This is a genomic window from Algibacter sp. (genome assembly GCF_039977455.1).
Taxonomy (GTDB): Bacteria; Bacteroidota; Bacteroidia; order Flavobacteriales; family Flavobacteriaceae; genus Algibacter_B.
Map to the genome: position 1 here is coordinate 42,464 of NZ_JBDWDG010000007.1, position 22,728 is coordinate 65,191.

At 33.1% G+C, this 22,728-nt stretch carries 23 protein-coding genes and 1 tRNA gene; 9 read left to right on the top strand and 15 right to left on the bottom strand.

Annotated features, from left to right (window positions below):
* Positions 1-81 precede the first annotated feature (81 nt).
* The 7 genes from ABJM36_RS01375 (at position 82) to ABJM36_RS01405 (ending at position 5,705) form a co-directional block, all read left to right on the top strand.
* Positions 82-624: a DUF1599 domain-containing protein gene (locus tag ABJM36_RS01375; protein ID WP_348448605.1), complete on the top strand. Its 543-nt coding sequence runs from the start codon at positions 82-84 to the stop codon at positions 622-624.
* Positions 624-1,931 carry a BT_3928 family protein gene (locus tag ABJM36_RS01380; protein ID WP_348448390.1) on the top strand — a complete coding sequence of 436 codons (1,308 nt, stop codon included), beginning with the start codon at positions 624-626 and terminating at the stop codon, positions 1,929-1,931. The genes ABJM36_RS01375 and ABJM36_RS01380 overlap by 1 nt, the downstream gene beginning before the upstream one ends.
* A gap of 48 nt (positions 1,932-1,979) precedes the next feature.
* Entirely contained in the window at positions 1,980-3,056 is a 1,077-nt protein-coding gene (locus ABJM36_RS01385) for an ABC transporter permease (RefSeq protein ID WP_348448392.1), read from the top strand.
* A gap of 43 nt (positions 3,057-3,099) precedes the next feature.
* Entirely contained in the window at positions 3,100-3,591 is a 492-nt protein-coding gene (locus ABJM36_RS01390; RefSeq protein WP_348448394.1) for a TlpA disulfide reductase family protein, read from the top strand.
* A gap of 66 nt (positions 3,592-3,657) precedes the next feature.
* Entirely contained in the window at positions 3,658-4,407 is a 750-nt protein-coding gene (tpiA, locus tag ABJM36_RS01395) for a triose-phosphate isomerase (protein WP_348448396.1), read from the top strand.
* A 155-nt stretch (positions 4,408-4,562) separates the two neighbouring features.
* The gene (gene prmA, locus ABJM36_RS01400) at positions 4,563-5,396 is read left to right on the top strand and encodes a 50S ribosomal protein L11 methyltransferase (protein ID WP_348448398.1); all 834 of its coding nucleotides are present in this window, start codon (positions 4,563-4,565) and stop codon (positions 5,394-5,396) included.
* A 33-nt stretch (positions 5,397-5,429) separates the two neighbouring features.
* Entirely contained in the window at positions 5,430-5,705 is a 276-nt protein-coding gene (locus tag ABJM36_RS01405) for an ATP-dependent Clp protease adaptor ClpS (protein WP_348448400.1), read from the top strand.
* A 77-nt stretch (positions 5,706-5,782) separates the two neighbouring features.
* On the opposite strand, the gene ABJM36_RS01410 is transcribed toward ABJM36_RS01405, so the two are convergent.
* From ABJM36_RS01410 to ABJM36_RS01455, 10 genes are all read right to left on the bottom strand, one after another.
* The gene (locus ABJM36_RS01410) at positions 5,783-7,195 is read right to left on the bottom strand and encodes an MBL fold metallo-hydrolase (protein WP_348448402.1); all 1,413 of its coding nucleotides are present in this window, start codon (positions 7,193-7,195) and stop codon (positions 5,783-5,785) included.
* A gap of 114 nt (positions 7,196-7,309) precedes the next feature.
* The gene (locus ABJM36_RS01415; protein WP_348448404.1) at positions 7,310-8,101 is read right to left on the bottom strand and encodes a sulfite exporter TauE/SafE family protein; all 792 of its coding nucleotides are present in this window, start codon (positions 8,099-8,101) and stop codon (positions 7,310-7,312) included.
* On the bottom strand, positions 8,102-8,515 hold the full coding sequence (locus ABJM36_RS01420; RefSeq protein WP_348448406.1) for a DUF6691 family protein: 414 nt from the start codon (positions 8,513-8,515) through the stop codon (positions 8,102-8,104).
* A 94-nt stretch (positions 8,516-8,609) separates the two neighbouring features.
* Positions 8,610-9,167 carry a YeeE/YedE thiosulfate transporter family protein gene (locus ABJM36_RS01425; RefSeq protein ID WP_348448408.1) on the bottom strand — a complete coding sequence of 186 codons (558 nt, stop codon included), beginning with the start codon at positions 9,165-9,167 and terminating at the stop codon, positions 8,610-8,612.
* Positions 9,168-9,435: 268 nt separating this feature from the next.
* Positions 9,436-10,065 carry a Crp/Fnr family transcriptional regulator gene (locus ABJM36_RS01430; RefSeq protein ID WP_348448410.1) on the bottom strand — a complete coding sequence of 210 codons (630 nt, stop codon included), beginning with the start codon at positions 10,063-10,065 and terminating at the stop codon, positions 9,436-9,438.
* Between the two features lie 83 nt (positions 10,066-10,148).
* The gene (locus tag ABJM36_RS01435; protein ID WP_348448412.1) at positions 10,149-10,358 is read right to left on the bottom strand and encodes a DUF2892 domain-containing protein; all 210 of its coding nucleotides are present in this window, start codon (positions 10,356-10,358) and stop codon (positions 10,149-10,151) included.
* An 18-nt stretch (positions 10,359-10,376) separates the two neighbouring features.
* On the bottom strand, positions 10,377-10,682 hold the full coding sequence (locus ABJM36_RS01440; RefSeq protein WP_348448414.1) for a hypothetical protein: 306 nt from the start codon (positions 10,680-10,682) through the stop codon (positions 10,377-10,379).
* 53 nt (positions 10,683-10,735) lie between these two features.
* A complete protein-coding gene (locus ABJM36_RS01445; RefSeq protein WP_348448416.1) occupies positions 10,736-13,951 on the bottom strand; it encodes an efflux RND transporter permease subunit in 3,216 nt (1,071 codons plus the stop codon).
* 68 nt (positions 13,952-14,019) lie between these two features.
* Positions 14,020-15,138: an efflux RND transporter periplasmic adaptor subunit gene (locus ABJM36_RS01450; RefSeq protein ID WP_348448418.1), complete on the bottom strand. Its 1,119-nt coding sequence runs from the start codon at positions 15,136-15,138 to the stop codon at positions 14,020-14,022.
* A 111-nt stretch (positions 15,139-15,249) separates the two neighbouring features.
* Positions 15,250-16,557, bottom strand: coding sequence for a TolC family protein (locus tag ABJM36_RS01455; protein WP_348448420.1), 1,308 nt, complete (start codon positions 16,555-16,557; stop codon positions 15,250-15,252).
* 134 nt (positions 16,558-16,691) lie between these two features.
* Here ABJM36_RS01455 and ABJM36_RS01460 point away from each other — a divergent pair, with 134 nt between their 5' ends.
* Positions 16,692-17,690, top strand: coding sequence for a metal-dependent hydrolase (locus ABJM36_RS01460; RefSeq protein ID WP_348448422.1), 999 nt, complete (start codon positions 16,692-16,694; stop codon positions 17,688-17,690).
* On the opposite strand, the gene ABJM36_RS01465 is transcribed toward ABJM36_RS01460, so the two are convergent.
* Genes ABJM36_RS01465 through ABJM36_RS01475 form a run of 3 tightly spaced genes read right to left on the bottom strand, consistent with a single transcriptional unit; the run spans position 17,687 to position 20,414 of the window.
* On the bottom strand, positions 17,687-17,992 hold the full coding sequence (locus tag ABJM36_RS01465) for a hypothetical protein (protein WP_348448424.1): 306 nt from the start codon (positions 17,990-17,992) through the stop codon (positions 17,687-17,689). The genes ABJM36_RS01460 and ABJM36_RS01465 overlap by 4 nt on opposite strands.
* Before the next feature lie 14 nt (positions 17,993-18,006).
* Positions 18,007-19,080: a cytochrome d ubiquinol oxidase subunit II gene (gene cydB / locus ABJM36_RS01470; RefSeq protein ID WP_348448426.1), complete on the bottom strand. Its 1,074-nt coding sequence runs from the start codon at positions 19,078-19,080 to the stop codon at positions 18,007-18,009.
* Positions 19,081-19,082: 2 nt separating this feature from the next.
* Positions 19,083-20,414: a cytochrome ubiquinol oxidase subunit I gene (locus ABJM36_RS01475; RefSeq protein ID WP_348448428.1), complete on the bottom strand. Its 1,332-nt coding sequence runs from the start codon at positions 20,412-20,414 to the stop codon at positions 19,083-19,085.
* 859 nt (positions 20,415-21,273) lie between these two features.
* Between ABJM36_RS01475 and ABJM36_RS01480 the strand changes: the two genes are divergently transcribed.
* Positions 21,274-21,347 (top strand) — tRNA-Arg (locus ABJM36_RS01480).
* Positions 21,348-21,594: 247 nt separating this feature from the next.
* Here ABJM36_RS01480 and ABJM36_RS01485 read toward each other — a convergent pair.
* Positions 21,595-22,206, bottom strand: a complete 612-nt coding sequence (locus tag ABJM36_RS01485) for a MarC family protein (RefSeq protein WP_348448430.1) — start codon at positions 22,204-22,206, stop codon at positions 21,595-21,597.
* A 2-nt stretch (positions 22,207-22,208) separates the two neighbouring features.
* Positions 22,209-22,718 carry a DUF3124 domain-containing protein gene (locus ABJM36_RS01490; RefSeq protein WP_348448432.1) on the bottom strand — a complete coding sequence of 170 codons (510 nt, stop codon included), beginning with the start codon at positions 22,716-22,718 and terminating at the stop codon, positions 22,209-22,211.
* Positions 22,719-22,728 lie beyond the last annotated feature (10 nt).

Consider the following 22,728-nt stretch of genomic DNA (forward strand, 5'->3'; position numbering starts at 1 on the left):
TTCAAAACTTTAAACCTTAAACTTTTGAACTTTAAACAATTTAAGCGAAATTTACGCAAAATTGAAATCAGTTCACCATATATGCAAGATACTTCAAAACAATATGATGCCGTAATAGATACCTGTAAAAGTTTATTTATTAAAAAAATGAGTGATTACGGAAGCGCTTGGAGAATACTAAGGTTGCCATCGTTAACAGATCAAATTTTTATTAAAGCACAACGTATTAGAGGCTTACAGCAAAATGAAGTTCAGAAGGTTGATGAAGGACAAGAAAGCGAATTTATTGGAATAATTAATTACTGTATTATGGCATTAATTCAATTAGATAAAGGAGTTGTAGAGCAACCCGATTTGTCTACCGAAGAAGCTACGGCACTGTACACCGAAAAAGCGGCCATTACCAAAAAGCTTATGGAAGATAAAAATCATGATTATGGTGAAGCTTGGAGAGATATGCGAGTTAGTAGTTTAACCGATTTAATTTTACAGAAATTATTAAGAGTTAAACAAATTGAAGATAATAAAGGAAAAACTTTAGTTAGTGAAGGTATAGGAGCTAATTATCAAGATATGATTAATTATGCCATTTTTGCAATGATCCATTTAAAAGAAAATAAATAATGAAGGCATTAGTAAGCATATCAAGAATTCTAGTAGGTGTTTTATTCATTTTTTCAGGATTTATTAAACTTAACGATCCATTAGGATTTTCATACAAATTACAAGAATATTTTAGTCCAGATGTTCTAAATATTCCCTTTTTAGAACCCTATGCGCTTATAATTTCGGTTTTTGTGGTGGTTTTTGAAGTCGTTTTAGGGGTGTTTCTTCTTATTGGTTACAAACCCAAATTTACAGTTTGGAGTTTATTGGGGATGATTGTGTTTTTTACCTTTTTAACTTTTTATGCTGCCTATTTCGAAAAAGTAAAAGACTGCGGATGTTTTGGTGATTTTTTAAAGTTAGAACCATGGGAATCCTTTTGGAAGGATGTCGCACTTTTAGTATTGATTGTAATACTTTTTATAGGAGTAAAACATATTAAGCCTGTATTTGGCAATCTAGTAACTACGGTAATTGGGTTATTGGGGTTTATACTAAGTTTATGGTTTGGTTACCATGTGTTAATGCATTTACCACTAATAGATTTTAGAGCTTATGCTATTGGAAAAAATATTCAAGAAGGTATGCTTGTGCCAGAAGATGCGCCAAAGCCTATTCAAGAATATAGTTGGAAATTTAATGTTAATGGCGAGGAAAAAGTTATTAAAACAAATGGGTCATATCCATCGGTAGAAGGCGATTTTATAGGTGTTGAAACCAAAGTGATTCAAGAAGGTTATACGCCTCCAGTAGTTGATTTTTCTATTGAAACAGATACCGAAGATTTAACAACACACTTTCTAGAACAAGAGCATTTAGTAATTGTGGTATCTTATAGTTTAGAAAGTATTGAACAGGGAGGAGCTTTAAAATTAAAAGCATTACAAGATGAGGCTAGAAGAAATAATTATCAAATTATAGGTTTAACGGCGTCTGGTAAAGAAGCTAAAGAACGTATAAACGGAGCTTACAATATCGATTTTAATTGGTACTTATGTGATGAAAAGGCTTTAAAAACAGTAGTACGGTCAAACCCTGGAATTCTAGAGTTAAGCAAAGGCCTTGTAAAGCAGAAAGTGCATTGGAATGATATTGATGATTTGAAGTTACCAAAAGTTGATAAGAAAGCTGAACCTAAGAAATTAGAAGAGGTAATAGCATATCTTGTAAACGATGAACCTAGCACAAAACAAGCTGTAGAAGCAATAAATACAGATAGAATAGAAAGCGTAAATGTTATTAAAAACGGGAGCGCATTAAATGAATATAATTTAGACAATAATACATCCTTTACTGGTATTATAGATGTTAAGCTAAAACCTTAAGAATTTTTTATAGCCGATTAACTAAATAAACGTAACAACTATACTTTATTGATAAACTACTTATTAAATAAAATATTCTACGCGCTCCTCACATTACTTGGGGTAGTTACTGTTATTTTCTTTTTGTTTAGCGTACTTCCCGGAGATCCTGCTCAAATGATGATGGGGCAAAATGATGATAGCGAGCAATTAGCTATCGTAAAGAAAAAGTACGGTTTCGATAAACCTATAAGCACACAGTATTTTTATTATTTAAACGATTTATCACCTATTTCACTGCACTCCAATACTTCAGATGATTATACTTTTCTTAGCGATGGGAAATATAGTGCCACAGAAGTATTCACAATAGGAAATACCACAACCGTTTTAAAGTTGCCATATTTAAGAGAATCCTTCGCTAAACAAGGAAAACGCGTAAGCCAAGTATTATCAGAGACTCTTCCAAATACCTTCGTTTTAGCGGTGTCTGCCATTATAATTGCCATTATTTTAGGTGTTTTATTAGGTATTGTATCTGCATTGTATAAAGACGGATGGCTTGATAAAACTATTCAAATATTTAGTACGTTTGGTATGAGTATACCTTCATTTTTTAGTGCTATTTTGTTTGCGTGGTTTTTTGGCTATTTATTGCACGACTACACTAATTTAGAAATGACAGGCAGCCTTTACGAGCTAGACGATTTTGGAGAAGGCATGCATATAAAATGGAAAAACTTAATACTTCCAGCAATTGTATTAGGCATTCGTCCGTTAGCAGTTGTTATTCAACTAATGAGGAATTCTCTATTAGAAGTTTTTAATCAAGATTATATAAGAACAGCGAGGGCTAAAGGGTTAAGCGAATTTCAAATTATAAAAAAGCATGCGGTTAAAAATGCTTTAAATCCAGTAGTTACAGCAATTTCAGGATGGTTTGCGTCTATGTTGGCAGGTGCAGTTTTTGTTGAATATATTTTTGGATGGAACGGTTTGGGTAAAGAAATAGTAAACGCATTAAATACCTTAGACTTGCCAGTAATTATGGGTTCGGTGTTAATTATAGCCGTGATGTTTGTAATTATTAATATTTTTGTCGACATAATTTACGTGTGGTTAGATCCTAAAGTTAAATTAGAGTAAAATCCTGCGTAGGCAGAAATCTCTTAAATAGAATAAAAAATACATGAAAAAAATAATATACACCCTTACGTTGTGTCTAGCCTTATTTAGTTGTAATCCACAAGAGCCAACACAATTTTCTGAAGCGGCTTTAAATGATTCTTTTATAAGTTTAGATGGCACTTCAACAGCATTAAAAAACATATTAGAAGCCCATAAAGGCAAAAATATTGTGATAGATATTTGGGCATCTTGGTGTAGCGATTGTATTAAGGGCATGCCAAAAGTAAAAGCATTACAAGAACAGTTTCCAAACGCGGCATATGTGTTTTTGTCTTTAGATAGAGGGGAAGAGGCATGGAAAAGAGGCATTAAAAAATATAATGTGGAAGGTGATCATTATTATTTGCCAAATGCAAAAGATTGTGATTTTGCTAATTTTGTAAATATTAGCTGGATTCCAAGATATATGCTAATTAATAAAGCTGGCGAAATCGTTGTATTTAATGTTATTGAAGCTAACGACAATAAGTTGATAGAAGCATTAAAAAAATAGTTATTTTTGTTCTATTAGCAAATAATTAAAGCTTGTTTAGTATAAAATCTAGAATATTAAAATATTATGAGAAAACAAATTGTAGCCGGTAACTGGAAAATGAATAATGATTTAGCGCAAACCGAAGCGTTAATAGCGGCATTAAAAAAGCAAACAAAAACAACAGATGCCGAAGTAATGGTAGCACCAACCGCTACAAACTTATGGCAAGCTTATAATTCACTTAAAGGAGCGAATATAGAAGTTATAGCACAAAATATGCATTTCGCAGAAAGTGGTGCTTATACAGGTGAAATTAGCGCAGCTATGTTAAAAAGTATTGGTATAGAAACCGTTATTTTAGGTCATAGCGAGCGTCGTGAATATTTTAATGAAACTGATGAGCTTCTTGCCCAAAAAGTAGATGCAGCTTTAGCAAAAGGTATGCGTGTTATTTTCTGTTTTGGAGAAGAATTAGCCGATAGAAAGGCAGGAAATGAAGAAACCGTAGTAGGACTGCAAATTAAAAACGCCTTATTCCATTTAGGAGCTGCGGCATTTCAAAATATAGTATTGGCCTACGAGCCTGTTTGGGCCATTGGTACAGGCGAAACTGCTAGCCCGGAGCAAGCACAAGATATGCATGCATTTATAAGAGCAACATTGGCAGATAAGTATGGAAACGATATTGCTGATGAGGTTTCAATCCTTTACGGAGGTAGCGTAAAACCGGCAAATGCTGAAGAGATTTTCTCTAAGCCAGATGTTGATGGTGGTTTAATTGGTGGCGCTGCACTTAATGCAGAAGACTTTTTTGCTATAGTAAACGCGTTTTAAAAAATAAAAATAATTTGGGCGTTACCCCGATGAAAAATCGGGGTCGCGCTTTACATTACAAGTCCTCACTATCCCGATAAAAAAATCGGTATAGCTGTGGGCTTTTCATTTCAATCGCTAACGTAGGCTTTTCCGCCTGTTAAATAACTTTACACATGTCCAATACAATCTATATCGGTTACTATTTTAAAGTACAACCTCTTCAGCCCGCAGTAGAAATTCTAATTGCAGAATTAGGTTATGCAGGTTTTGAAAGTTTTGTAGAAACCGAAGATGGTGCTACGGCTTACATTCAAAAGGAAGAATGGCATGAAAATATTCTAGATGATATTCAAATTATAAATTCAGACGAATTTAAAATTGAATATACTTTTGAAGAGATAGAACAAACCAATTGGAATGAAGAATGGGAAAAGAATTTTAATCCTATTGTAGTGGATAATGTTTGTGCAGTTCGTGCACCATTTCATGAAAAGTTCGATACTAAATACGATATTATTATAGAACCGAAAATGAGTTTTGGGACCGGCCATCATGAAACGACACACATGATGATTCAGCATATTTTAAAAAACGATTTTGAAGGGAAATCAGTTTTAGATATGGGTTGTGGAACCGGAGTTTTAGCTATTCTAGCAGAAATGAAGGGCGCAAATCCAATTGATGCTATTGATTATGATAATTGGTGTTACGTAAACAGTTTAGAAAATGTTGAGCGTAATAATTGTAAGGATATCACGGTAATTGAGGGTGATGCGTCAGTTTTAAAAAATAAATACGACGTAATTATTGCTAATATAAATCGTAATATTTTAATGCAAGATATGGAAACTTATGTGTCTTGTTTAAATAAAAATGGTGTGCTGTTTTTAAGCGGATTTTATGCCGATGATATTCCAATGATTCAAAATGAATGCGAAAAACATCTGTTAAAATTTGAAGAAAAATTAGAAAGAAACAATTGGGTATCGTTAAAATTTATAAATTAGTACAGTTATTAATCCTCAAAAGATTATTTAATTATGAGTATAAAAGAAAAAGCATCAGAAGAATTATTACTTGAAGAAGCCGTATTAACTCAAAATGAGATCGTATTGTTTAATGATGATGTTAACACCTTTGATCATGTTATTGAGACCCTTATTTACGCCTGTGAGCATACTGCCGAACAAGCAGAACAATGCGCTATTCTTGTGCATTACAAAGGGAAGTGTACAGTTAAAACAGGAGAGTTAAAAGATTTAAAACCACGTTGCTCAATGCTTTTAGATGCGGGCTTAAGTGCAGAGATTATTTAAAAGGCTGCATAAAATTTAACTGAATTGTGAGCGTTATGCAGTTAAATTTAAGAACAACCTTTTAAATTATTTAATTTTTAAAATGTTGTTGGGCAAACAAAGTCGGTAACCGGTAAGTCATTTTTCTTAATCGCTCCAAATCCACCAGCAATATCAATTAAATTATCAAATCCACGAGCTTTTAGAATAGAAGCTGCAATAACAGAACGGTAACCGCCTGCACAATGTACATAATACGTTTTGTCTTTATTGATTGCACTCATATTATCGTTAATATAATCTAACGCAAAATGTTGTACATGATCCCCTTTTAAGTGTTCAGATTTATATTCACCATCTTTTCTAACATCTAATACATTAATAGGTTTGTTGTTATAATCCTTAGAAAATTCATCTACAGATATAGATTTTATAGTTTCAATATCTTTTCCAGATTTTTTCCATGCCTCCATTCCGCCTTCTAAATATCCTAATGTATTATCGTATCCAACACGCGATAAACGTGTTACAGTTTCTTCCTCCCTCCCTTTAGGAGTAACCAAGAGTATAGGTTGTTTTAAATCGGTTATTAAAACGCCAACCCATGGGGCAAATCCACCGTTTAACCCAATAAAAATGGAGTTTGGGATATGTGCTTTAACAAATTCTTTTTCCGTCCTAACATCTAAAACTAAAGCGTTTTCATGATTTGCTATGTTTTCAAACTGTTCTGGACTTAATGGCGTGTCTCCTTTTTTTAAAACATTTTCAAACGAATCATAACCAGACTTGTTCATCATGGCATTTTTTGCAAAATATTGAGGTGCTGGTGAAATACCATCTAACACTTCTTTTACAAATTCGGCTTTGGTCATGTCTGCTCGTAACGCATAGTTAGTTTTCTTTTGATCTCCTAAAACGCCAACGGTTTCTTTACTTAAGTTTTTACCGCAAGCCGAACCTGCTCCATGGGCAGGATAAACAATAACATCGTCTGGAAGGGGCATTATTTTTTCTCGTAAAGAGTCGTATAACATGGCTGCTAAATCTTCTTTGGTTAAATCAGATTTAATTGCTAAATCAGGCCTTCCTACATCGCCTAAAAATAATGTGTCTCCAGAAAAAATGGCGTGTTCTTTTCCGTTTTCATCAATGAGTAAAAATGTAGAGGATTCTAAGGTGTGGCCAGGGGTGTGTAGTACTTTAATAATAACATCGCCTAATTTAAACTCTTCATTATCTTTTGCTGAATGAATATCGTAGTCAGTTTCGGCACCTGGACCATAAATAATTTTAGCACCTGTTTTTTTAGCTAAATCGACATGACCAGAAACAAAATCGGCATGAAAATGCGTTTCAAAAATATATTTGATTTTGGCGTGTTCTTTGTTCGCTTTATCAACATACTGTTGGGTTTCGCGTAATGGATCGATAATAGCTACTTCCCCATTCGATTCTATATAATATGCTCCTTGAGCTAAACAACCTGTATATATTTGTTCTATTTGCATTGTAAATACTGTTTTATATTTCCTATAAAAAGGAAATCTATTCAATTACTTATTCTACTTTACTAAATTACAAAACCTTAAACTAATGGTTTGTAATATCTATTACGATTAATACTATATTAACTCTTTAAAAATGATATAAACTGCCATAATAATAACGAAAAATCCAAAACTCTTTTTTAGTTTTTTACCGCTAATAAATTTAGAAAGGAATATACCTATTAAAATCCCTATAATTGAAATTATGGTAAAGGTTAGTAGGAATACCCATTCTATATCCAAAGTTTGTACATCTCCTGTAAAACCAATTAAGGAATTAATTGTAATAATTATTAATGAGGTTCCTACCGCTTTTTTCATGGGAATGTTTGCCCATATAACTAGAGCAGGAACGTATAAAAAACCACCACCAGCACCTACAACACCTGTTATAGTTCCAATAATTATAGCTTGTATAAATGTTTTGTAATAAGGTTGAGGATGTAATGATATGATTTTTTCTTTGCCTTTCTTTATCATGGAAAAGGAGGCTAACAACATTATAAAGGCGAAGAAAATCATAATCCCCATACCCTTTGATAGCTGGAAGTTATCCGATGAAAATAAAATTTCTGGAATTCCAGGAACTAAAAAACGTCTTGATAAATATACGGCTACAAAAGAAGGGAATGAGAAGGCTACCCCTGTTTTAATATCTACTAGTCCTTTTTTGTATTTTTGATATGTACCTACCATGGAGGTAATGCCAACTACAAAAAGAGAATAGGCCGTTGCTACTATGGGGTTATAACCTAAAAGATAAACCAACAGGGGTACTGTTAGTATAGAACCACCTCCGCCAATAAGTCCTAAAACTAAACCAACAACAAGTGCGCCTACGTAACCTAAGGTTTCGGTTGTACTCATTTAATGAGGAAGTTTGTTTTGTAAAAGGCCGTAAAGAAATGTGCCTAAAATGGCGGCGGCAATTACAATAAGCATACTCCAAACACCGGTGCCTAAAAGAATATACATGGGGCCAGGACAGGCTCCAATTAATGCCCAACCTAAGCCAAAAATAGTACCTCCCATAATGTATCGTACTAGTCCCTTTTCTTTTTTAGGAACAAAAATATCTGCGCCTTTTATACTTTTTATATAACCTTTTTTTGCTATTTGTAAAAATAGAATACCTGATGCAATGGCTGTACCTATAATACCATACATGTGAAATGATTGAAACCTAAACATTTCGTAAATGCGAAACCAAGAAACGGCTTCTGATTTTACCAATACTATTCCGAAAAATATCCCGACTAAAAGAAATTTTAAAATTTTCATTTATTATTATTATTTATTTGAAAAAGTTGTTGAATGTAACTTGCTAATAATGTTATTGAAATGATTTGATTTTACTGCAACTCATTTCTTAGTATTAAAAGATTAAGGGTAATATAAAATTGGTCATAATTAATCCACCAATAAAAAAGCCTATTACAGCAATTAACGATGGTTTTTGTAAACTGCTTAAGCCTGTAATGGCATGACCAGAAGTACACCCGTTACCGTAACGGGTGCCAAAGCCAACTAAAATGCCTCCAACAATTAAAAGAATTAAGGTTTTAGGTGATGATATTGCGCTTAAACTAAACATTTCGTTAGGGAGTAAGGTGGCTCCTGGGTTTTGGAACCCCATGTCTTTAAGTTCTGAAATGGTTGTTGGGTTTAATTGTGTTGAACTATCATTGGATAGAAATTTAACAGCTATAAAACCACCAATAATGGCACCGAGTACTACGGTTAAATTCCATAATTGACTTTTCCAATTGAATTTAAAATAGTCTGAAAATTTATCTGCTCCTGCTATTGAGCACATAGTGCGTAAGTTTGACGACATACCAAATGTTTTGCCAAAGTAGAGTAATAATGCCATAACAAGGGCAATCAGTGGACCTGAAACATACCACGGCCAAGGGTTTAAAATATATTGCATACCTGATAATTTAATGCAAATTTACAAGGAAGTTTGCTTTTTTATGTAATAAAAGTTACTTAATGATGCCTAATTGGTTAGTTTTGAGTCAGATACTTTTTGTGGTTTTCCTTTTGCAAGTGATTTTATGGTAGACAGCATATAGCTGTTCTAGGGATTGGGATGGAAAGCCCACAGCCCGATGAAGACGGAAGGTGGTTATTTAGCCTTTCGACTTTGTTTAATACATACTCCAATCCCCACCATCTTTTGTTAGCACCGACACGAATTAAATAACAACTATTTTATTTCGGCCTAGTCTTATTTTGTTTTCGTTTTCTAATTTTTTTAGTAGTCTTGAAATAACAACCCGAGAACTGTTTAAATCTTCAGCAATTTCTTGATGCTTTATAGAAATTGTTTTCGATTCATCGACCATGGCTAAATTTTTAAGGTATTTATAAAGGCGCTCGTCCATTTTTAGGAAGGCAAGACTGTCTATAGCTTCTAGCATTTCGTCGAAACGGATTTGATAGCTTTGTAGTATGAAATTTCTCCAACTTTCGTTATTGTGAAACCACTTTTGCATGTTTTGAACCGGTACAAGGATAAGCGTGGAATCTTTTTCGGCTACCGCTCTAATTTTACTTTTTGTGGTGCCTAAACAACAGGTTAGCGACATAGTACAGGTATCTCCAGCTTCTAGGAAATAAATAAGTAACTCGTTGCCCTCGTTATCTTCTCTAATAATTTTAATATCGCCTGTTAATAATAAAGGGATGTAATTCAGGGTTTGATTGATATCAATAATAATATCATCTTTTTTGAATTTTTTTAATATTCCTTTTTCAGAAATCTCTGAAATTAAATCGTTATCTAGTGTATGAGAAAATTTTTGTTCTAGTAAATTCTTAGTCATACCCAAAAATAATAATTATAACTTTGATATCTCAGGTTTTAACCATTCTAACTCTATTTTAATTAAAAAAAAGAGCCTTTTGTTTAACAAGAAGAACAACTGTCATCTTCTTTCTTTACGCCTAACTTAACCAATATCGTTTCTAACAAACACCATTTGGTAAAGGCAGATTGAATTAGGTTTACACCAATAAATACAGTAAACCACATCCAATTAGGGTTTACATAAACTGTAAGTACCACACTTAGTAATACCATGGTGCCCACAATAACTCGAAAATATGTATTTAACATTTTGATTCTTTTTTAAGTTTATATAAATTTTTCAATAGGAACCACAACCGCTTTTAAAGGATTATTGGTTTCTAATTTTGCGTTAAATTCTTTTATTAAACCAAATAACGTATCTATATTTTCGGATTCGGTAAACGAGAAAAACAAACGCGATTCATTCCCAAAAACATCACCAGGAAACCAACTAGTAGCCATGGCTATGGATGAACCATTTTTAAAACCATCAATATCAGAACTACTAAAATTGTGAATATTGGCATTTTTAAAAAGCTTTAAAACCGCTTTTTGAAATTCTTCTACCGCTGTAACTATTACTAATTTCATGATTTCTATTTTTAAATTTTCTTCGGATAGACTGATTTGGAAGCATAAAAACTCTATTTATAATTCTTCTTCTCTATCATATAATACACTAACGGAACAACTAATAATGTTAACACTGTAGATACAATAGTTCCTCCCATTAATGAGATGGCTAATCCTTGAAAAATAGGATCAAATAGTATTACAAATGCCCCAATCACAACCGTTCCTGCTGTTAACAAAATAGGTGTTGTACGCACTGCTCCTGCTTCAATAGCAGCTTGTTTAAGTGGCACGCCTTCTGCTGTTCGTAAATTGATAAAATCAATTAATAATACCGAGTTTCGCACCATGATTCCAGCTAAAGCTATCATACCAATAAATGACGTTGCTGTAAAGAATGCTCCCATAATCCAGTGCCCAAGAATAATTCCTATTAAAGATAATGGTATAGCCACCATCATAACAATTGGTGCTTTAAAGTTTTGAAACCATCCTACAATTAAGATATAAATAAGAATAATTGCGCCTAAAAAGGCTATTCCTAAATCTCTAAAAACTTCTAAGGTAATTTGCCATTCTCCATCCCATTTTACAGTATAATCATCTTCAAATTCTGGTTGACCTAAATACATTTCATTAATAGTATAGCCTTTAGGTAATGGTATTTCTTTTAATTTTTCTTCCATTCCTAAAATGGCATAGGCAGGACTTTCTAATGCGCCAGCCATATCTGCCATAACATAAACCACACGTTTTTGATTTTTACGGTAAATACTTTTTGCTGCAATTGTTTCAGTAATCGTTACCAAATCTGCAATTGGCACCATATTACCTTGTTTTGATTTTACTTTTAATTGTGAAATATCAGTAATAGTCGATTTTTCCTTTTCATCTAAAGCCAATACCAAACCAACTTGGTTTACAGCATCTTCATCATACAAATTAGTAATGGCTCGGTTAGAAAGTGCCATATGCATCGTGTAGGCAATTTGCTGTGGAGCAACACCATATAACATGGCTTTTTCCTTATTGATATCGAATTGGTATTCGGTTTGATCATCTTCTACCATCCAATCGATATCTACCACATCTGCTGTGTTCTTTAATATCTCTTGCACGCTATTAGCAATCCTAATTTGCTCGTTATAATCTGGACCATATACTTCTGCTACAATAGTGGACAATACCGGAGGTCCTGGTGGTACTTCTACCAACTTGATGTTTGCATTATACTTAGCAGCAATGCTTTGAATATCTGGACGCAACAATTTAGCAATATCATGACTTTGCGCAGAGCGATCTTCTTTATCTAATAAATTCACTTGAATATCTGCCATATTAGATCCTCCTCGTAAATCATAATGACGTACCAATCCGTTAAATGTAATTGGTGCAGATGTACCAACGTAGTTTTGATAATTAACCACCTCTGGACGAGTCGATAAATATTGCGATACTTCTTGAGCCACAACACCTGTACGTTCTAGCGTTGTGCCTTCTGGCATATCAATTACAACTTGAAATTCGTTCTTATTATCGAAAGGCAACATTTTTACAGCCACCGAATTGGTATAAAACAACACCATTGTTCCCATGAGAATTACAAAAGTTCCTCCTAAAAACAACCATCGTTTCGCTTTACTTTCTAAAAGAGGTCTTTCAAACTTGTTATAAACTCTATAAATAAGCGTGTCTTCGACTGCTTTTTCTGGTTTCTCTTCTACTCCTTTCCCGCCTGCCGGACGGGCAGGTTTATCTTTTTCTCTTAAAAAAATATACCCTAAATATGGTGTAATAGTTAATGCAACAAATAGAGATAAAATCATAGCTATAGAAGCTCCTATTGGCATTGGCGCCATATAAGGTCCCATTAATCCAGAAACAAAAGCCATAGGTAAAACAGATGCTATCACAGTAAATGTTGCCAAAATAGTAGGATTCCCAACTTCATTTATCGCATACAAAGCTGCTTGTTTAAATGGCAAACGTTTCATTTTAAAATGCCTGTGCATGTTTTCGGCAATAATAATCGAGTCATCTACTACAATTCCGGTTACAAATACCAACGCAAATAAGGTAATTCGGTTGAGTGTGTAATCCATCATATAATAGCTCAACAACGTTAAAGCAAAGGTAATTGGTACCGATAAAAACACGACCAATCCACCACGCCAACCCATTGCTAGCATAACAACAAGCGTTACTGCAAATATAGAACCGATAAGGTGCCACAGTAATTCTGATACTTTATGAGACGCTGTTTCTCCGTAGTTTCTCGTAATTTCTACATGTACATCATCTGGAATTAAAGTGGTACGTAAATGATCTACTTTATCTATAATTACTTCTGCTATTTTCATAGCATCAGCACCTTTTCTTTTAGCAACAGAAATAGTAACTGCTGGATATTCCGATTTGTACTCAGCAGATTTTACACTACCTTTTCCAAAACCTAAACTCACGTAGTTTTGTGGGACTTCTGGACCATCAATAATTTTAGCTACTTGTTTTAAATAAATAGGTTGGTTTTGCTGTACACCAACAACTAAATTTTCAACATCTGTTACAGACGCTAAAAAGGTACCTGTATTTACTAAAAACTCGGTATCACTTTTATCAAAACTTCCAGCACTTAATTGGCTATTATTGGCTTTAATCATTTCAGAAACCGACAAGAAATCTAAACCGCTAGCAGCTAATTTATCTTTATCTAAAACCACACGTAATTGACGATCTCTTCCTCCTATTTTATGCGTAATAGCAACGTCGTTTACCTTTTTAATTTCGGCTTCTAACTCTTGTGCCATTTGGCTTAATTGGTAGTCGTTGTAGTTTTCACTCCACAGCGTTAACCCTAACATTGGCACATCATCAATAGCACGTGTTTTTACTAACGGAAACGTCACACCTGCAGGCATTTGGTCCATGTGCTTATTAATTTCGTTGTATAATTTCACAAAAGAACGTTCAATATCTTCGCCAACATAAAACTGCACGATGACCATACCTTGCTCTTTCATAGACGTAGAATACACATATTCCACACCTTTAATATTCGAAATTAATTGCTCTAAAGGCTTAATCACACGCGACTCCACTTCGGTAGGACTTGCTCCAGGATAACCTACAAAAATATCTGCCATTGGCACATCGATTTGCGGCTCTTCCTCACGCGGAATTAAAAACGAACTGTACACACCAACCACCATAAATACAATCATTAAAAGCACTGTAAGCTTAGACTGCATAAAGATTTTGGCAATTTTACCTGCGATTCCTTCTTTCATAATAGGCCCCTTTAATTCCCCCAAAGGGGGAAAAACTGAACGGGTAAATTTTAATTAATACTTTTTTTTTAGTTTGATTCCGTATTGGCTTCCTTCCCTTTGAGAAGGACTGAGGATGGGCTTATTTTAGCACCATTAAAGAGTTTTCCTTCGGCAGAAACAATGTAAGCTTCGTCTGCATTTAAACCAGATAAGACTTCCACTTGATCCCCAAAAGTTCTACCCAAACGCAACCAACGTAATAACGCTGTATTGCTTTGGCTTACGGTATACACACCAGATAATTGTCCGTTGGTTACAATAGCATCTGTTGGAATTAAAACCATAGATGTGGTTGTTTTTCGTTCCACCGGAAATTGTACTGTAGTAAACATGCCTGATAAAATATTGGCTTCGGTTTTATCTAAATCTATTTTCACTAGGTATTGTCCACCTGTGTTTTTAGCAGATGTACTCACTTCTGTTACTTTTCCATTTAAAGTTTTATTAATAGATTTCACCAATACATCTACAATGCTTCCTGTTTTAATTTTAGAAATTTCTGTTTCTGGTACCATTGCCATCACTTCAAAACTTCCAGGCGTTTCCATACTTATTAATACTACTCCAGGATTTGCCATATTTCCAGCTTCCACATTTTTACTAGTAATTGTTCCACTAAAAGGAGCAGTTATATTACTGTAGGCAAATTGTGCGTTGATTTCGTTTTTCATTTGTTTAGCAGACTCTAAACGCGCTTTTGCCATTTCAAAATTAGCAGTCATATCATCCATTTCTTTTTGTGATGCGCTATTATCTGCAAATAAGTTTTTAAAACGATTATAATCTTTTTGTGCATTATTAAAAGCAGCTGTTGCTTCGGTAATACCAGCATTCACCTGTGCTTTTTTAGCTTGTAAATCACTATTATTTATGGAGACTAGTAATTGCCCTTTACGTACTTTATCACCAACGTTTACATGTACTTTATTTACATAACCCATCATTCTCGTGCTTAAATCTGCACTTTTAGTGGCTTGTATTTTTCCGCTTACAGATAAAAAAGGACTATTCCTATTAGCGGTTACTGGACTAGTTTTTACGCTAATTGCAGGCGAATTATCTACCACTGTTTTTTTGTCTTCACTTCCACAACTTACTACTAATAGCGCTACAAATAGTGTTAGGATTGCATATATTTTTTTCATGGTTATTATTTTTTATTTAAGACACTTAGACAAGCTTAGTGTGAAACTATTTATACATTTAGACTCTAAAAATCAAAGCTCTTTCTTGGTTCTAATGCTCTTATTTCTCTTTTATTCTTTAGTTAAAAATTGTAAGTATGCTTGTGCATAATTGTATTCAAAAATGGTTTGAAAGTATTCCAATTGCTTTTGCGCATATTGTGTTTCAGCCATTAATAAATCGGAAGTTTTTTCTAGGCCTTCTTTAAATCTATTGGTTCTAATTCGTAAAGATTCTTCCGATTGTTTTAAAGCTAAAGTGTTTAGTTTTAACTTATTTGCGGCATCTAAAAAAGCACGTTTGGCTTTGTTTAATTCTAAATTACTTTGTGATACATATTGTTGGAATTCTAGTTTTGATTTTTCAAATTCTGCTTTACTTTTTTGCGCTTTTCCAAAACGTTTAGAGCCTTGAAATATATCCCAACTTAATTGTGCTCCAAACAAATACCCATTAGCATCGCCTTGAAAAACTTGATTATCATATAACTCATAACTACCAAAAGCATTTAATCTTGGTAAAAACGCCATTTTATCGGCTTTATTTATAGCTTTATAGGCAATAGATGCTAATTGCATAGCTTTAATATCTGAACGATTTTCTGAAACCTTTATGTCTTCCACCTTAAAAGTTGTAACCATTAATTCATCAGTTGGTGTGTAAATTACATAGGTTTCATCATTCATTAAAAAAGACAAGTAGTTGGATGCGTTTTGCACATTACTTTTAGCGGTTTGCAGCTGGTTTTGAACTTCAGTAACGCGTACTTCAATATTCAAAACATCTGCGTGTTGTAAATAGCCTTGCCTAAATCTATTATCTGCTAATTTTTTATTTGCATTTGTAGCTTCTAATGCTTTTTCTAAAACAGCAACCGCTTTATAAGCCAATTGTAATTGCATATAAGCTTTCTTTACTTCAAAAGCCAAATAATCTTGTGTCCGTGTTGATTTTAAAGACATGGCATCCATTTTAGATTTAGCGGCCTTACGTTGGTAAATACCATCTAAGTTTACTAATGGTTGTTGAAATTCAAACTTTGTTGCATAATTTTCAATTTGCGAAGGGGCATTTAATAATGCAGGACTAAAATCATTTTGGGTTAAAATTTCCTGGTTCAATTTAGAACCAAAGGCCATTAAAGGGTTCGTAGTTGCAATTCCTGTATGACTTGCTGAAATATTTGGTAAAAACACAGCGTTAGTTTGACGGTAATCTGCTCTAGCTTGCTTAAATTTTTCTTCAGAAATTTTAATGTTTATATTGTTTTCCGAAACTCTTGAGAGTATCTCCGATTTCGTAATTGGCAATACTTCTTGGGCCTTCATACTAAAACCTAAAACTAAAAGTACTATGGGGATATAAATATATTTTTTCATCAATAATTTAATTGTCATACAAATGTACAAGGGATGAACTCTAGTCTAAGTAACATTAGTTACCCATCAAAAAAGATGATAATATTAAAGATTGTTGTGTGTTCTACTTTGCTTAACTTATTTTTACCAACCATATGGATTCACTAACACAAATAGTATTAGGAGCAGCTGTAGGAGAAGCTGTTTTGGGTAAAAAAGTGGGCAACAAAGCGATGCTTTATGGTGCTATTGCAGGAACTATTCCTGATTTTGATGTATTTGCTTCTCACTTTACAGATACCGTTTCAGCACTTGCCATACATCGTGGGTTTACTCATTCTATTGTGTTTTCTGTGCTTTTTGCCCCTCTTTTTGGATGGCTGGTATCACGATACGAAACCTATAAAAAATTTAAGGACTGGTCGTGGTTATTCTTTTGGTCATTTGTAACACACCCAATTTTAGATGCACATACCACTTGGGGCACTCAATTGTTTTGGCCTTTAGACATGCGATTAGCTTTTAAAACCATATTTGTTATCGATCCTTTGTACACCATCCCTTTTTTGGTGTTTCTAATATTGGCTATGCGACAAAAACGCACCACAGCAAAACGTCGTTTTTATAATAAAATGGGGTTAATAATTAGCACATCTTATTTAGCGATAACCCTACTTTTAAAGTGGGTTGCATACATTAAATTTGAATCTGATTTAGCAATACAAGATATAGCATATTTAGATATGGATACTAGGCCTTCACCCTTAAACACCATTCTCTGGAGTGCCAATGTAGAAACCGAAAGCGCTTATTTATTAGGACATTATTCGTTTTTTGATTCACAACCAATTAGCTTTGAAAGCTACCCTAAGGATCATTATTTGTTAGGCGATTTGGTTAAAAATGAAAAAGTGAACCGAATGATTGCCATTTCGGAAGGTTGGTATACAATTACTAAAAATAATGATTCACTTTATTTTAATGATTTGCGATTTGGATTGTTAGGTTTAGAGCCGAAATCGGATAATTTTGTTTTTAAGTATAGGATAGATGTAGACAAGTTTGGTGATGTTAAATTTATAGAAATGCCTAAAAATAATAGGGATGCTAAACAATTGTTATCCGATTTATGGACACGCATAAAAGGAAATTAACCTTTTGAGTTGTTTATTTTAAGTACTATTAGTTTTAGGATTAAAAGTCCTAAAAGACCTCCTAGAAATGAGACTACACAATTGGTAATAAATAATCCAAAGTGGAAATTTTCATTGTGCATTATGGACCAAGGGTCAAAACCTAATCTTCCAAACGATTTAATTAAAAAAACACTGCCAAAAACCCCTATTATAGTGTTGCCTATAGGACCAAAGGAATACTTTTTTAAAATAAAACCTAAACTATTAGCCCCTAATATTCCAAAACAAATACTAATTAATGAAATTAAAGTCCCTGTCATTATAGTAAGTTTTACTAATGTCCATAATCCATTTTATCCACCTTCCCGCTCATTAATCTTTTTTGAATTATCATGTAAACAAAAAGAAGGGTAAAACCAATGATTCCCCAAATCATTGCAACCGACAAACTATATTCAGATGCAGCTGTATTGTAAATGGTTAAATGCTCATGAGTTCCATTGATAGAGGGTAATATTACCGGAAATAAAGACGCTAAAGACGATGTTATTCCACCTATTATTAATAAAGATGATAATACAAAAGCATGACTATCTTTTTTAATTTTTTTTATAAAAAATAATCCTATTAATCCAGTTAAATAAATAATAGGAAAAACAATTAAGTAGGGCCTATGAATAAAATTATCTAAAGAATTAGGATTAACCATTTGCCACACATATAAAGAGAAGGCTGTAAGGATAGTAAGTACAATATTCAATTTAAAAATGACGTTTTTTAGCTTTAAATTTATTGATGAATTTGTTTTTAAAACCACCCAATTAGCTCCATGAATGGCTAATGTTACCACTGCTATTAACCCTATAATAATTGTAAACCAATCAATAACTCCAGGATGCTCAGTTAATGGGCTAAAACTGCTATCCCATAAGGGTAAGAAAAAATAATGACCTTCATGGGCAGAGACTCCGTTTTCTACACTGCCTAAATTTACTCCTCTCACGATATTACCTAAAGCGATACCAAAAAATAGGGCTAATAATAGGCTGGAAACTCCAAAGGATTTATCCCAAATGTCTTTCCACATTTGATATTTGAATTGCCCTCTAAATTCTAAACCAATGGCTCTAAAAATAATTAACCATAAAACGATAATTAAGGGTAAATAAAAACCACTAAAAACGGAGGCGTAAAATGTGGGGAATGCCATAAAGAGCATCCCACCAGCAGCAACTAACCAAACCTCATTGGAATCCCAAAATAAACCCGCAGATTTTGTAATAACCTTTTTATCTTCTTCCTTTTTAGCAAAAAATAAATGAATGATTCCTGCTCCAAAATCATAGCCGTCTAAAATAAAAAAAACAGTTAAAACAATTCCTATTGCTATGTACCAAAATATTTCCATAATTAATGTGTTTTAGGTGTTGGGCCTTCGTTAATAGTTTTGCCTACTAATACTAAAAATAATAAACCTAATAGCATATATAAAGCAACAAAGCCAAGTAAAGTAAATAATGTGTTACCTGATGATACTGTTGGAGAAATACCTTCGCTAGTTTTTAATACCCCATAAACTAGGTAAGGCTGTCTTCCTAATTCTGCAGTGTACCAACCTGTTAGGTTTGCTATATAGGGAAATGGAACTAAAAACATTATGGTCCATAACAAGGGTTTTAAATCGTATAATTTTTTTTGCCATAAAAAGAAAAGCGCTAATGCCATAACACCTATAAAAATGGTGCCTAAGCCTACCATTATATGATATGAATAGTAAAGGGCAGGAATATTACTTGGTAATTCTTTTTCAATAAATTGATCCATTCCTGGAATTTGTTTATTCCAATCTTGATGGGTTAAAAAACTTAGTATGTTTGGTACAGCAATTTTATTATCTAGTTTTTTATCTACCATATTTGGTTGCCCAATAAGCACAATTTCAGCTCCCGCTTCTTCGGTTTCAAAAATGCCTTCCATAGCAGCAAAAGCTGCTGGTTGATATTCTGCAACGTTTTTAGCATTCCAATCTCCTGTAGGGAAAGCAACTAATACACTAGATACCAAACCAAAAATTATACCTGTTTTTAAAAATAGTTTCCCGTATTCGGTTTGCTTATTTCTTAACACGTAAAATGCACCTATACTAGCAATAACAAAAGAAGATGTTACTACAGACGCTAATTGGTTATGCAAAAAAGCTGGTAAAAGCCAAGGGTTAGTAAAAAGATCGCCAAAATTATTAAGAACAAATTTTCCGTTTTCTAATATTTCATAGCCTACAGGGTGTTGCATCCAAGCGTTTGTAGCCAAAATAAACCAACCACTTGCCCAAGAGCCTAAAAAGACTAAAAAGCCAGTTAGGAAATGTAGTTTTTGTCCCATGAGTTTTTCACCGAAAATAAAGAGTGCTAAAAAAGAAGATTCTAAAAAGAATGAAAACATGCCCTCCATGGCTAAAGTTTGACCAATGATACTGCCTGTCAATTCTGAAAACTTTGCCCAATTGGTGCCAAATTGAAATTCCATAGGAATACCTGTTACTACTCCCATTGTAAAATTAACAGCAAAAATTTTCATTAAAAATTTTGCAGCATTATTAAATTTTTCAATTTTTGATAGTAAATATTTACCTTTAAGAAAGACTATCAATAAAGATAATCCCATGGTTAATTGCGGAAATATATAATGAAATGTGATAGTAAATGCAAACTGTAATCTATCGTAAAAGAGCATATCCTCCATAGCCTAAAATTTTGAGCATAAAAATACAACACAGATCTTTAAAATGGCGCTGTTTTACTATAAAAAGCAACACGATTTAGCATGCTTTTAAATTAAATTGTTTTTTGAAAATTATTATTAAATAGAATCGTAAAAAACTAATTAAATTATGTTTTGATAGACTAAAAGATAAAAAAAAACGGGCATAAAAAAAGGAGTGCATTTTTAATGTACTCCTTAATAAAGTAAAATGAATATGTTTTTAGTTCTCCTTAGGGGTATCATTATCTTTTTTTTTGCCTCCCATCATAAAGTTTATCAAAATTCCAACTAAGATTAGGCAAACTAGCCCGAAAATAGCGATCATTATAACACCGATACTCCAGCTGTATAAGGCTATGTTTTGAGATATCATATAAAAAATGTTTTGTTATTTTAAACAGATGTAAATATATCAACAGTTGTTTTTATTAAATATGATTTTTATCAGTATACATGTATTTATAAACTTAAGTTTATTAGCGTTTGCCAAAACTTATTTTCTAGTATACCTAATATTCAAAAAAGAGCTGTTTTTTTATTAGTATTAATAGTTTTAAGATGTTGTTGCGTAGCATTTTCTTGATTTTGATTGCTCTAAATACCTTGTTTTATTACATAATTACAACTAAAAAATAAAAGTAGCTAGAAGTAGAGTAAGAATTAGATTTTTCTTCTTCACCTTTCTTGTAAAGTTAAGTGGTGCATTATTAGGGGATTATATGCTCGTTTTTGTAATTGTTGTAAGGGGTGTAAAAAGCGGTTTTTAAATTTTATTTAAATTGAAAGAAAAAATTTGGTAGTTTTTTATAAAAAAATGTATATTTGCACCCACAAAAAAGGCCTCGTGGCGCAACTGAATAGCGCACTTGATTACGGCTCAAGAGGTTACTGGTTTGAATCCAGTCGAGGTCACAAAAAGCTTTCAATTTATTGAAAGCTTTTTTTTTGTTTACTATGTTTCCAATATAATATTTTTATCAGCCTTAATAGAGAAAAGGCGTCATTTCTACCTATATCTCATTATGCTATTCGATTTTTTATATTGTATTAGATTACAATTTTAATTCGTCATACCTATTTTTACAGTTTGGTAATTAAATATTTTGAAAGTTGCTTTTGCATAACACGTTCACAAAACCGGTAGCGGTTTTAAAGCGTTTTAAACATAGCCAAAATAATCGCTAATACCGCTTAGTATGCTTTGCACAGCATAAGATGCCAAAATTAATCCCATAATTTTACTAATTACAGTAATACCATAACTACCAATGCGTTTTTGTAAATGGTTGGCTGTTAGTAAGATTAAGCAGGTAATGCCTGTAACAAATAGAACAAGTAGTGTTGTTGTGGTTTGTTGTTGGAAAGTTTTTATATGATTATCCGTTAGTAAAACCACTGCCATAATTGCACCTGGAGAAGCTATTGAAGGAATGGCAATTGGGAAAATGGTAACGTGTTTATAATCGGTAATCTGGCTTTTTTCTTCCTCCGGTTTTCCATCCCCAAATATCATGGTTAATGCAAAAAGAAATAGAATAACCCCACCAGAAATTTGAAAAGCATCTAATGAAACGGCCATACCCTCTAATATTAATTGTCCAATAACAATAAAAAATAACAGAATAAAAAAAGCGATTATTGATGCTCGAATAGCAATTTTCTTTTTGTGTTTTAAATCGAAATCCTTGGTGGCTTCTAGGTATACCGGGATGCTACCAATAGGGTCGATAACTGCAAAAATAAAAAATACAGTAGTTAAAACTTCACTCATAATTATTGTATACGTTTTGCCTGTGTTGTAAATGATAAGCCTTGTTGTCCCTTGGTAGAATTCATAATACCTTCAAACAGAGGTTCTGGACAGTTTTTAGGCGTTTGCCATTCAAATATAAAATTTGATCCTGTACCTCCCGTAACATCTTTTTCTCCAATTATAATTTCGGTAGTTTCCATGGGCCCTAAATAAATAGGATCTTTAAAATACGTTTTTACAGGTTTGCCATGAGAATCGTAGTAATTTGCTTTTAAAAGGTAAATAGTGTCTAAATCGCTTGTGTTTCTTAGGCTAACCATAACCGTTAAATTATGGGTGACATGCTCAGACACACTATAAATTTGTGAATATATTGATAAATAAGATTTTCCAAATATTAGAGAATCTGTTGCCTTTATGTTTGCCTTTCGTTTCGACCAATTTTCATGGTGCAGCGAACTAACCTCCTTTGTTTCATTACAATTAAAAAGAAGAAGTAATAGGGCTATTGAAAAATATTTTAGTTTCATTTTATATGCG